Below are 11,248 nucleotides of genomic sequence, written 5' to 3'. Positions count from 1 at the left end.
ATGTATTCATCGGCATGGTCAAGCTGGGTCCATAGCCGATAGTCGCTGATTACTTCCTTGTATTGCTTGCGCAGTGTCTGTCCGTTCAGCCCGTTGCGTGCGGCAAGAGTGGAGATGCTGACCGGGGTGCTCTCAATCTCCCTCTTTTAAAAAAGCCACGAACTCGGCGTTAAGCCTTGTGCCGTCGAATTCGGATATGTCCCATTCATAGCTGAATATCTCGCCGGTGGACTTGTCCAGCCACTTGCGTTTCCGCACATGGAGGTATGTGGCTCGTCCCCTTATCGGATAATCCTGTATGGTGTGGTAGTCTCCGAATCCGTACGAGATTATGTTTTTATTGTACTTGTCTTCGCAAAGTTGTTCTTTCTTCTCGTCAAGCCAGATGTCGAAACGGGTATCGCTTTTTTCAAATCGATCAATGTCGAAGTTGTCTATCAACACATCGGGCAATATGGCTCTTAGCAGTTGGTCTGGTTTCATTTTGCAAAGATAACACTATATTCCGACACCTCCTTCACCCACCGGAAAAATCCGCTGACCCATGGTTTCCCTTGCCCGATATCGTTATTCCACTTTCCGGATCAGCGCTAAGGCGACGCAATTCCAAGGAAGCGGTCGTACGCTTCAAGCCCGTGATAAACATATAATCTTGCAAGCACATGAAAGGATGCTCCGCCAAAAAACCCAAAGCCCTCTCCCACCGCTCCTTCTCGCTGAAAGGGGATTTCCGTACTCGGACGATACCACCCCGGCTTAAGTCGCAACGCACCTTGGTTTCCAGCACCAGTTCCTTATCCGCCCTAAACCCGACACCATTGACCTCCAGGCTACGAGCGTTCCGCTTCGGATCATCCCCATCCAAGGTATCGATCTCCTTATCTTTCACCACTCCCAACTTAGGCGTGAACGTACCGATCCCTTCAAGCGTAACAGAATGCCCTTCCGCCATACAACAAGCCAGTTGATCCGCTACCATCGTCATCACCTGTAATACGTTTCCCCTACTTAATCCCGATCCGGGATAGGTGATCCGCTCCACGAAATGTTCCATGGCCACGTTTTGCTCTATCTTCATCCGATAGTACACTCGTTTCTTACCCGTCCCGTCAAGGTCGCTCATCTCTTGCTTGATGTATCTTGCCATAATCGTTCTATATAAAAAGATTGTTTTTATTAGGAAGAAAACCTTTCTCCCTTATATACAAAGATAATCACGAATAGATCCTTTTCCAAATTTCCGACACTGAATGTTCGTTCGCTGTCACCGAATTATCATTCAATGGCAGCGAATGATCGTTCGGCAGCGGCGAACGAAGAAGCATACCGTATGTGATAAAGAATTTATAGGCATACGAGAAAGTATCCATATAGATAATACCGAATTTACTATAAGAAATATGCCAAAAAGAATACTAGCGCTATTTCTCAAATTGATTCCTATAACGGTTCCCTTTTGTGTACATCGACACATGGTTGTATTTTATCACGGGAACGCTGAAGAACCCTTCCGATACGAAGAGCTGGATGGTATCACCCTTGTGTATCCGTGCGTATCTTTTCTGCTCGATTTGAAGCTCGTTGACTGGGCCATCGACAAACCTTACTTTCATATAGTACACATTGTACGCCTCGCCTCTCGTATAACGGTTTCTCCCCACACGGCGCGACTTGTGACGCACTTTCTGATATTTCTCCTCCACAACCGCATCTCTCATGCCACCCTCCTTATCGTTGGCAAAAGCGTAATTACAGATGTAGAACACCGACAAGCAAAAGACGCACGTACAAACAGAACAGCATAGGAAGTTAGGAAGAAACCTCGCGGAACCTGTTATCCATCCCCATATCCTTGCCTTACATAAAAGCACGCCGGAAAGCAGGGATACCGTGGCAAAACAGATAAGTGGCACACTGAAACGTACAAGCGTATACCTCGACAGCGAATAAACGCCTACGGCCAACCCTATCAGGAAAATGATGGCCGTAACAATAAAAGCATTACGATGTCTATCTTTTATTATCATGGTTATACTAAACCCTTGTCTATATATTTATATACCTTTGTACCAGGAAGTTACGAAAAAGGTCTAAATTATTGAGAATGAATGACGACCTTTTGGTTGAATATGTATTGGGTTACGAATTAGCAATATACAGAGTGTTTTGGTCTTCTGCGTTTTGCATAACTTCAAATAACTCTTTCTGTATCGCAAAGGTACTTATATTCTCTCATTTCACAAAAAACTCCCAAAGAAAAATTCCGTTCCGCCGCATTTTTGGTAAAGCCATTGTTGGCAGTCCGATAAGTGTAACCTGAATGAATCCAGACAAACACCCATCGGACTTATGACACAACCGAAACAAATATCTCCGTTTGCTGATGGTATGAGAACATACCGTTAGCAGGCGGAGATACTTGTTTTTATTCGGCTGTGTAAAGAGGTAGGCTTTACCATATTCCTCCTACGAAATTTTCTTTCCAGCATCATAGCTCCGTTGTCGGCATAAATGCTGACAACCAAACTCCGATGATTACATAAGCGAAGGAAAAAGTCTTCCCGTTTCTGTCAAAAGCAGGCTTCCGACAAAGACGTGAAAACACATTTCTATTTTCGCTTATGAGCAAGTTTCTATCTTTTTTAGCCGTCTAAGCCGGATATTCTTTTCTATTTGAATCTGCCACAGTTTTCGTTTACCTCCATTCGTGTCTTCTCATATTCCGCATCAGTTGGTCATTCCCGTTTCGGTGGCGAAGGTATTTACGGGATTTTAACCCGATAGCAAGGACAAGCCTCCTGTTTTCCGCAAAAATCTCCACACCTACGGGTAGTATTTTTCCGAAAATCCTTGCAATCGCTAATCCCTACACCTTTGATAGCCACAGAAACGAAAACGACCGATGCGACAAGAAGACGCATAAAAAAAAATGTCGGATAAACGAGTGGCAGATAGTTCAGTAGAAACTCAACTCCCTCAGCTCTCAGATCCGCATAAATAAAAAATCAAAATCAAACGGATATGAAAGCAATAGCAACAAAGTTCGTCAAGTGGGACATTCAGCCATTGGAAAATCTGCAAGGGAGCAAGGTTTACAACCTCCGTCTGAAACTGAACAACAATGGCAAGTTGAGCCGAGAGGAAAAGGATTGGATAACCGAGCAAGTGAACCACAACACCTATTTCCGCAGTGCTATACCCTTGTTAGGTTGGCGGTTTGACTTCTCCGATGTTCTGAAAACCTTTTTGGTAAGGCAATACGGCAGATGGACAGAATACCGAGCGATGGATAAGACTGCACTCCGAAAGACCCTTTTCGGGAGAATTGAAAAGATAGTAGAAATCAATAAATGACAGGTATATGACAACAACAATGGACATCAGACAGCCTTTGCAAGTTATGGCAACTGCAATCCTTACCCTTGTACTTTGGGTGTTGGGTATCGTATGGCACATCGTGAAAGAGATTATTAACGGAGTTTACCGAATGGCTATCGGCTTCATCGTACTCCTTGTTTCGGTGGTCGGCTTTATCGGCTTAATTCTTTGGTTAATTACCCTCTAAACATCAACGACTATGGCAAAGAGAAGAAACAAGACAGTATCACAGCAGTGCAAGTATTATGAGGTGGACAACATCTTCGAGTATATGGTAGAAACCTACATCAACGGCAACATCAGCAGTTTCAAGGAATTGTACCAAGAGTTGAACAAGGACGCACGAAAGGACTTTACAGACTTTCTTTTGAATGAAGTTGAGCCTATCTATTGGAGAGAGATTTTGAAAGCAACCATTTAACCCTAACACAAGAGTATTATGAACGGAAAAGGAACAGATACATTCAAGACGGCTATTCAGAACTATTTGGAATACCGAGCAGCAACCGATGAACTCTTTGCACCCTTGTTTGCCAACCCCAACAAGAGCATAGATGAATGTTGTAAGTACATCATTTGCGAGGTGCATAAAAGCGGAATGAACGGCTTTGATGATGATGAAATCTTCGGTATGGCGGTACACTATGCCCGCCTTTTATAACTAAAAGATGCCGGTATTGCTTTCCTGTGTAAAAGTTTACAAACTCATTTCCTAAATATTCTTGAAGATAATGAATAAGTATATCCGCCTCTTCGGTTGTAATATAATCAGCTGAATGACTTTTTAGAATACTATTGTCAATACTAACGAGATTACATCGCAAAATTAAATCATCTGCTTGCAAATTAATACTAAGACCTTGAGCTTCATAAGGTCCTCGTCCGTCACAAACTTCGTGTGGATTATAGCCTAATATTGAAAGGTTTGCAACATCGCTACCAGAAGGTAATCCTGTAGGTATAGTTTGTAGGACTCCATTACAACCTTCTTTTGCCAATTTGTTCATATAAGGTGTATAAGCATTTTCCAATATAGTTTTTCCACCTAAAGAAGGAATATGCCAATCTGCCATTCCGTCACCGATAATGATTAGATGTTTCATATTCATTCTTGTTTGTTTAATTTTTTTTGTTTATAAGTAAATGAATGCCATTTTTCTTCTGGCCATTGTTGTTTCCACATATCATAACGGGCCATTACAAAGAATAAGTCTGACAATCTGTTGATGTATGGTAAAATCAACGGAGGAAGTTCATCTTGTCGATTCAATGTCCATAAACGTCTTTCGGCACGACGACTTACCACACGCGCAAACTGTAATTGTGCAGACAAAGGTGTCCCTCCGGGAAGGATAAAATGATGATTGTCTTCCATTTGGGAAGTGAAAGCATCCATCGTTCTTTCACAAACTTCTACCATATCAGTTGGTAACACATTCGGATTCTGTTCACGAATATCGGACGGTGTGGCAACATGACTCATCACTACCATCAAATTTTTCTGAATGTCATACAGTATAGTTTGCCATTCATGAGCGAGAGGCAACATCGATCTTACTATGCCTATAATGGTATTCAGTTCATCCAAACAACCATTGGCTTCAATACGGATATCATCTTTAGGAACACGTGTGCCTCCATGTATGCCAGTCATTCCTTTATCCCCCGTACGGGTATATATTCGTCTCATATTAATCTTGATTAAAAATTCTTCCTTCTTCGTCCATTAATCGGATAGTCAGTTTTCCTTCAGGTAATAAAGGGCGACAGTGCAGATAACATTTTTCTATTAATTTAGAGAAGAAACGGAAAGCATCATCCGGAGAAAGCAGATTCCAAAGTTCTCTTGTCAGTGTCAATCCATCGATAACCGACCGTGAATCATTGGAACATTCCGCCTCCACAGCAACTTGCTTTAAAAAACTTTTATTCATGACCACTTTCTTACTATGCGTATCCAAATGTCCTTCTGCTAATTTGACCGCTTTTCCTATCATGATACCTAAAGTAACTTCTTCCATTCCCACTTCATCAGCTATCCGTAAGGTTTCTCCAATAAAGTTTCCGAAATGTACGAAAGCCTGCATGGGTAGTTCTGGAAATTCTGCTTTCAAAAATCGCTCACTTCGAGCACCCGAATTAATAACCAAATGGTTACAACCTACGGCTTTACAAACTTCCACCTCCCTACGGATAGCATTAACAAAAGCCTCGGAAGAGAAAGGACGAACGATACCGGAAGTTCCAATAATGGATATACCATCTATGATTCCTAATTTGGGATTGAACGTACGTTGGGCCAATTCACGTCCTCCGGGTACGGAAACAGTCACTTCCAATCCACCCTCATAGAGACTCGACAATTCCTGTATCATCATTTGCCGAGGAACCCGATTGATAGCCGGTTCTCCTACTTCCAATCCTAATCCCGGCAAAGTAACTACTCCTACTCCTTCACCTTGCAAGAAATGAATGCCTGGATAGGAACAGAAACGAACGGTAGAAACAATGGATTTTCCATCAGTAACATCCGGATCATCACCTGCATCTTTCACAACGGTAGCAGTAGCGGAATCGTCGGCAATCTCTATATTCGCTATCGGCAAAGAAAGTTCTTCACCATTGGGAAAACGAATGGATACCGATTCAGAAACTTCATGACTCAATAAAGCCAATAAAGCTGCCTTGCTGGCTGCCGTAGCACATGCACCCGTTGTAAAGCCACTCCGTAATGGAAAAAAGCCCGAAACATGTGTTTCAATCTGCTTGCGCAAACCATGTTCTCCTGTAACACAAACAAAATGTCCAGGTAGTACCGGTCGCTTTACGACATATACTGGAATATGAAACTTCTTAGCAGCTTCCACCTTTTGAGAAAATCCTCCAGAATCACCGCTTTCCTTCGTCAATAAAGCTTGAGGCTGGAGACGACTTATCAGTTCTTCTTCCCCTTCTTCTTCATAATAGACGATGTTACGCTCATCGAAGCCTTGGGAACGTGCGATAACCAACGATTCTTCCCTACGCAGAATGCGAAACCAACAACTGTTTTCTTTCCAATAATCCTGAAGCATACCAATGGTCTGTACTCCGGTCAAAGCCAACAAACGAATGATACCCGCCTCTTTCAACTTTTTTATTGCATCCTCATAATCATCACACCAAACCAAATCGGCCGAGTATTCCGGATATGTCCGTTCTACTCGAACTACCGGAAGTTGCAAGGCTTCCGAAGTGGCCGCAACGGTTCGATGAAGTTCCATCGCAAACGGATGGGCTACATCAATTAACAAGCGAATGGAATTGGAACGACAAAATTCAATCATGTACGGCAAGTCCATACCTCCCGTTAAATGAATACCATACTTGCAAACAATTTGTTGCAAACTTCCACGGGTAGCATAATAATAAAGCGAACCTGCTTCATCGGCTACCTTAACGGCCATTCTACCTTCTGTCGTTCCTCCTAATATCAGTATCATGATCTAAACAAATGCTTGAACTGATGTGAATACAAGCGTGACAATCCTTGGCGGTTATCAATAGCCTCTCCAACCACCAAAAGAGTGGTCAAAGTCAAATTGTTTTCACGGACTATCTTCGCCAAATCCTTCAATTGTCCTCTATAAATCCGTTCCTCTTTCCAAGTCAGTTTATAACATGCCGCCACGGGGGTTTCGGGAGGATAAGCCTCCAACAATTCCTTCTGCACTTGCTCTACAATACCAGCACTCAGATAAATACACATGGTACTTTGAGATTGTGCCAATTGATGCAACTGTTCCTTTTCGGGCATCGGTGTACGTCCTTCGCCCCGTGTCAAGATGATGGTCTGCACTTTCTCCGGTATCGTAAATTGTGAACGAAGGGCAGCTGCTGCCGCTTGGAAAGACGAGATGCCCGGAGTGATATGATAACTCATCCGATATTGGTCAAAGAAAGCCATTTGTTCCTGAATGGCACCATAGATACATGGGTCGCCTGTGTGAAGACGAACAACCAATAGACCTCTATCATAAAACTCCTTCATCAGCGCGAATTGTTCTTCCAGCGTCATGGATGCCGAACTACGGACTACGGCACCCCGCTTGGCATAATGAGTCAACTCTACAGGAACCAAACTACCTGCATAAAGAATCAAATCGGCTTGCTGAAGAAAATGCTTGCCACGAACAGAAATAAGTTCCGGATCACCCGGACCTGCACCTACAATTTCGATATGGCCTTCGCGACATGCTTTTCTATCCAAACATACAGCAAAGGTAAAATGGTTTCCTTCCACCAACAGCCCCTTCTGTTTTTCAATCAGCATCATGCCCTCTTGACTGCTTTTCAAGGCACAAGCTTCGGCTACTCCATAAACGCCTGTCACAGAAAATGCTTTTTCTGAAGGATTGGGAACCTGGATAGACTGCAAATCATCCACCGAATAGATATGGCTCTCCAAAGAATTTCCTTGCTTCATAAACTCTTGCCACAAAGGTTCATCCTTCTTCAATTCAATGGAACTGATGGAAGCCAAAGCCAATGGATGGATTCCCCTATCCAACATCGATTGATACATATATCCGACAATACCATCAGGACAACATTGCCTGCGACAACCAAATCCCAAATGAAGCACAGGAGCATAGAAACACAGATGTGGTTTGTGGAATGCTTCCAACGGATAAGCTCGATAAGTAACCGAAATAATTAACTCAAATTCGTCTTGCGGTATATCTTCCAAATGATAGAATACCTTGACATGCTCCGGCTTGGTCCGCTCCAGATAATCGGTTCCTTCATCCCTTATCTCCAACAATAAAGCCGTCGGCTTCTTTTCCACAAATTGGTAGACGAACAGATTCATTCGGGTATGGTCGGCATCCGTCTGCCACCCGTATGTTTTAGCCAATGTATCCAAAGCCCACAAACCCAGATTATCACTTTGAGTGGTAATGACAGCCTCCCCACCCAGGATAGCAGCTATCCGCTTGCTATACTCATTGGCTCCTCCGATATGACCGGACACTACAGGAACTATGTATCTGCCTGTACTGTCTACACATACCACAGCCGGATCTGTATACTTATCCTCCAATAAAGGAGCTATCGTGCGGACACAAATGCCCAATGCACCGACAAAAATCACACATTCCAATTCCTTCCAATGTTCGGAAAGAAAAGAATAGTCCGACATTCGGATGATTCCAGCATCCATCCACTCTCTTTGAATCGTTCTTGCTATCGGCAAGGCTGATTCGGATATGGTAATAATTACTTTCATATCGCTTTTATGATTGTTATGGGATTATATGAATCCACAGTTATACTTATTTCATTGTCTATACGACGATCTATTGCCTCTATACCTTCCCGAAAAATATGCAAGCTATTTTCACTAACCGAGTTAAAAACAATGCACCCTCCCGGTAATAAATAACGGTCTATTTTCTGCAACATTTCTGTCAATTTGCCTCCATGACCGCCAATGAAAACAGCATCAGGAGCCGGCAAATCGGATAGATCCAGTTCCATAAAATCACCTATATGGTATTCAATACCCGGAGTGCCAAACTTTCTTGTATTCAAGTTTATCAAAGTCTCTCCTTCCGGTCTACACTCAAAGGCATGAATCTGCAAATGAGGGAACTGCAACTTCGCTTCGATGGACACAGAACCTGTACAGAAACCGATATCCCAAAAAGTATGTTTCTGATGCAAATCCAACATACTTAAAGCCTGCAGGCGGATAGGGCTTTTGGTTATCATCTTCTCCCTACCGTTCAATAGATAAAAAGAAGATTCCGGTATGCCGAACAAACGTTCACGCTGATAGATTTGCTCCAATATCAGACAATTAGGAAATCCGAACTCCCGACCTATCACTTCGTCCAAAGGCAACGTATGCACTTCTTCCGCTTGCTTGTTGCCCAGGTGGACACCGACGGTCATGCGATAGTTGTCATATCCATATTCCAACATTCTTGCAGCGATTCGGGAAGGAGTTTTTTCACGGTCTGTCAATGCTCCTATCAACTTATCACCCCGAATAAGGGCTTCATCCAGATTTTGCCACGGACGGCCTGTCAACGAAACAGTCCGCATGTCGTGATAAGGCAACACCAACCGATGAGCCAACGTCTGCAAGGAATTAAAAACAGGATATACCCTCATCCATGCATTGGGTAAGCGTTTCTTCAACGTATTGGCAAATCCAAAGAACAAGGGATCGCCCGACGCAAATACGATAATTTCAGCATACGCCTCATATTGGCTGAAAACTTTATCCAAAGGAACTGTAATATCTATCCAAACAGCATCTTCGGGAAGCAGACTAGCCACGATTTCATGATGCCTCTTGCCACCGGAAAACACCTTTCCCCGACCCATCAATTGAAGTATTTCTGCCGAGAATGTACCACTTTGGTCATCTGTCATGCCTATGACATGAAATCGTTGTTCAGACATCTCTACCCGGTTTTAAATGTTCTGCATCATCAAAAGTTAATATCGCATTGACCAGCGTAGCTGCCAAGTTGCTTCCACCCTTTCTTCCTTCCACAATGATCTTGGGAACAGGAAAAGGCTTTACCATGTGCTTGCTTTCACATACATGCACAAAACCTACCGGTGCAGCAATGACACCTGCCGGTCGTGCCTTTTCCTTCTTCATCAAGTCGCAAAGTTCCATTAAAGCAGTAGGTGCATTGCCAAACACATAGAGCGCATCGGGATGCTCCTGCACAGCCAACCGTATGCCTGCCTGAGTGCGGGTGATGTTCTTCTCTTTGGCCAATGCCACAGCCCTTTCATCGGACAAATAACACTTCACCTCAACTCCCAATCGCTGCAAGGCTCCTTTACGAATACCGGACGCAGCCATAGTCACATCGGTTATGATTGTTTTTATCTGTCCTTTCTTAAATGATGCATGCATTGTTTCTACCGCCCCTTCATCTACCCGAACGATATTTTCCATCTCAAAATCGGCCGTCGTATGGATAGCATGGAGCAACGCCCATTTCTTTCCCAAAGGGATATTGGGATATTTCAATTCCTTCTCAATAGTCAGGAAACTATGAATCATGATTTCTTGTCCAACCCCTTTAGCCTCATCCTGCGCTTCTTCACGATAATAACCTCTTGGAGTAATCATCTTGTCCTGATAAAGATAGGTTTGCGAATTACCGAAAAGAACGATTGTAAACATATCCACATCTTCCGGATTAAATGCTTCCAAAGTGGTGACATGTACAGATTCTTCTTCTCTACCTGCTTGTCTGACAAAGCCGACTGGTGTATGAGGATTCCGTTCCTGCAAGAAAATTTCCTTCAACCGATAGAGCTGCCAGTAGCGTCCTTCACTTTTCGGATTATAGACTGCCGTAATGAAATCGGCCGATGCAGCTGCTTGAATCCGCTTTTCTATCTTTTCCCAAGGCGTCATCAAATCAGAAAGCGAAATGATACAGAAATCATGACCGATAGGTGCCCCTAAGAGCGAAGCCGCCTTCTGGAATGCACTGATTCCCGGAAGCACTTCAATCTCTATCGCGCTGTTACGTTCCCGTTTCATCTCATAAATAAGTGGAGCCATGCCATAAATGCCGGCATCACCCGAACTGATGATACAAACCGTCTTTCCTTGCTCCGCTTGTTCAAAGGCTTGCAAGGCACGGGCTTTTTCTCTTTTCATTCCCGTATCTATACACTCACATCCCGCATTCAGGTAAGGGGTGATAAACTGGAAATAATATTTATATCCTATCACCACATCACTTTCTTTCACGGCTTGTATCACCGCAGGCGTGATGTCGCATGCCGAGCCAGGACCAATACCGGCTACTATCAAACGTGGTGTTCCCATATATTCTTTTATTATTAT

General features: G+C 43.4%; 12 protein-coding genes and 1 pseudogene. 4 read left to right on the top strand and 9 right to left on the bottom strand.

Annotated elements, in window-relative coordinates; genetic code table 11:
* Positions 1-132: 132 nt before the first annotated feature.
* From E5342_RS15670 to E5342_RS15660, 3 genes are all read right to left on the bottom strand, one after another.
* Positions 133-483: an ISAon1 family transposase N-terminal region protein gene (locus E5342_RS15670; protein ID WP_135959742.1), complete on the bottom strand. Its 351-nt coding sequence runs from the start codon at positions 481-483 to the stop codon at positions 133-135.
* Positions 484-517: 34 nt separating this feature from the next.
* Complete coding sequence (locus E5342_RS15665) at positions 518-1,147, bottom strand: DNA-binding protein (protein ID WP_135959741.1); 630 nt, start codon at positions 1,145-1,147, stop codon at positions 518-520.
* Positions 1,148-1,421: 274 nt separating this feature from the next.
* A complete protein-coding gene (locus E5342_RS15660; RefSeq protein WP_121735703.1) occupies positions 1,422-2,027 on the bottom strand; it encodes a hypothetical protein in 606 nt (201 codons plus the stop codon).
* Between the two features lie 994 nt (positions 2,028-3,021).
* Between E5342_RS15660 and E5342_RS15650 the strand changes: the two genes are divergently transcribed.
* The 4 genes and pseudogenes from E5342_RS15650 to E5342_RS15635 form a co-directional block, all read left to right on the top strand.
* Positions 3,022-3,354: a molybdenum ABC transporter ATP-binding protein gene (locus tag E5342_RS15650; protein ID WP_135959740.1), complete on the top strand. Its 333-nt coding sequence runs from the start codon at positions 3,022-3,024 to the stop codon at positions 3,352-3,354.
* Between the two features lie 7 nt (positions 3,355-3,361).
* Positions 3,362-3,565: a hypothetical protein gene (locus tag E5342_RS15645; protein ID WP_121735705.1), complete on the top strand. Its 204-nt coding sequence runs from the start codon at positions 3,362-3,364 to the stop codon at positions 3,563-3,565.
* Positions 3,566-3,577: 12 nt separating this feature from the next.
* The gene (locus tag E5342_RS15640; protein WP_121735706.1) at positions 3,578-3,799 is read left to right on the top strand and encodes a hypothetical protein; all 222 of its coding nucleotides are present in this window, start codon (positions 3,578-3,580) and stop codon (positions 3,797-3,799) included.
* A gap of 18 nt (positions 3,800-3,817) precedes the next feature.
* Positions 3,818-4,024 (top strand): annotated as a pseudogene (locus E5342_RS15635) (PcfK-like family protein); the annotation flags it as partial.
* Here E5342_RS15635 and E5342_RS15630 read toward each other — a convergent pair.
* The 6 genes from E5342_RS15630 to cobJ are packed head-to-tail and all read right to left on the bottom strand — an operon-like array spanning position 3,951 to position 11,230.
* Positions 3,951-4,481 (bottom strand): hypothetical protein, encoded by a 531-nt coding sequence (locus E5342_RS15630; protein ID WP_168354506.1) that lies wholly within the window; start codon positions 4,479-4,481, stop codon positions 3,951-3,953. The pseudogene E5342_RS15635 and the gene E5342_RS15630 sit on opposite strands and share 74 nt — an antisense overlap.
* Before the next feature lie 2 nt (positions 4,482-4,483).
* Complete coding sequence (locus E5342_RS15625) at positions 4,484-5,068, bottom strand: cob(I)yrinic acid a,c-diamide adenosyltransferase (protein WP_121735709.1); 585 nt, start codon at positions 5,066-5,068, stop codon at positions 4,484-4,486.
* 1 nt (position 5,069) lies between these two features.
* Positions 5,070-6,860 (bottom strand): cobalt-precorrin-5B (C(1))-methyltransferase CbiD, encoded by a 1,791-nt coding sequence (gene cbiD, locus E5342_RS15620; protein ID WP_135959737.1) that lies wholly within the window; start codon positions 6,858-6,860, stop codon positions 5,070-5,072.
* Positions 6,857-8,647, bottom strand: coding sequence for a precorrin-4 C(11)-methyltransferase (gene cobM, locus E5342_RS15615; protein WP_121735711.1), 1,791 nt, complete (start codon positions 8,645-8,647; stop codon positions 6,857-6,859). The genes cbiD and cobM overlap by 4 nt, the downstream gene beginning before the upstream one ends.
* Positions 8,644-9,831: a precorrin-6y C5,15-methyltransferase (decarboxylating) subunit CbiE gene (gene cbiE, locus E5342_RS15610; protein ID WP_121735712.1), complete on the bottom strand. Its 1,188-nt coding sequence runs from the start codon at positions 9,829-9,831 to the stop codon at positions 8,644-8,646. Before cbiE ends, cobM begins: the two co-directional genes overlap by 4 nt.
* A complete protein-coding gene (gene cobJ / locus E5342_RS15605) occupies positions 9,824-11,230 on the bottom strand; it encodes a precorrin-3B C(17)-methyltransferase (protein WP_121735713.1) in 1,407 nt (468 codons plus the stop codon). Before cobJ ends, cbiE begins: the two co-directional genes overlap by 8 nt.
* Positions 11,231-11,248: the final 18 nt, after the last annotated feature.

The sequence above is a fragment of the Parabacteroides distasonis genome, assembly GCF_004793765.1.
Lineage (GTDB): Bacteria > Bacteroidota > Bacteroidia > Bacteroidales > Tannerellaceae > Parabacteroides > Parabacteroides distasonis_A.
The sequence above is the reverse complement of the archived record's forward strand: the minus strand, read 5'-3'. Positions and strand labels throughout refer to the sequence as shown.